The organism is Vibrio sp. 1457, assembly GCF_033340195.1.
Classification (GTDB): domain Bacteria; phylum Pseudomonadota; class Gammaproteobacteria; order Enterobacterales; family Vibrionaceae; genus Vibrio; species Vibrio alginolyticus.
This window is the reverse complement of sequence record NZ_JAWOWA010000150.1, coordinates 1-666: the sequence shown is the minus strand read 5'-3', so window position 1 is coordinate 666 and position 666 is coordinate 1. Positions and strand designations below refer to the sequence as shown.

Sequence of the window (666 nt, the reverse complement as noted above, 5' to 3'; positions counted from 1 at the left end):
CGACCACACTGGCAATTGCCAGCCACGGTATAAACCAGCCACAGATTTGATACAGCCGTGGTGGGATCGCCAGTTGATGCAGTGTTTTCCACATAGTTTCGATACCAGACTCGAACAAAAATCAGTAATCCAGCGTTATTGAATGCTGATTCGTAACGCTGCCGCCGTCGCAAAAGGACTTAAAGTCGCGGTGCCTGCCAGCAACGCGCCTAAAATTGCCAGATACCCGTCAACGGGCAAATGCATAGAAGCCGCGTCCATCGCGGCGGTGGCAAAGATGAGTAATGGGATAGTCAGCGGTAACACCAGTATGCTGAGCAGCACACCACCGCGCTTAAGTCCCACTGTCAACGCCACACCCGGTGCACCGAGAAAGCCAAGCGTAGGCGTTCCCAGCAGAAGCGTCAGCGCCATCACTTGCCAGCCATAAACATCCATTCCCAGTAGCATTGCTACCAGTGGCGAAAGGATGAGTAACGGCAGACCGGTTACGATCCAGTGCGCGATCACCTTCGCCAGCACAACGGCGGGCAAGGGTAACGGCAACAACATCAATTGTTCAAGACTGCCGTCCTGCAAATCGTCACGGAACAGTCGTTCCAGCGCCAGCAAGGATGAAAGCAGCGCAGCAACCCAGATAATGCCCGGTGCAATACGCGCCAGCAG

At 54.7% G+C, this 666-nt stretch carries 1 protein-coding gene and 1 pseudogene; both read right to left on the bottom strand.

Annotation, left to right across the window (positions count from 1 at the left end; genetic code table 11):
* Positions 1–94: pseudogene (locus R7Z41_RS24460) on the bottom strand (heme ABC transporter permease); the annotation flags it as partial.
* A gap of 41 nt (positions 95–135) precedes the next feature.
* A partial coding sequence (gene ccmB, locus R7Z41_RS24455; protein ID WP_318141699.1) for a heme exporter protein CcmB occupies positions 136–666 on the bottom strand: 531 nt, incomplete at its 5' end.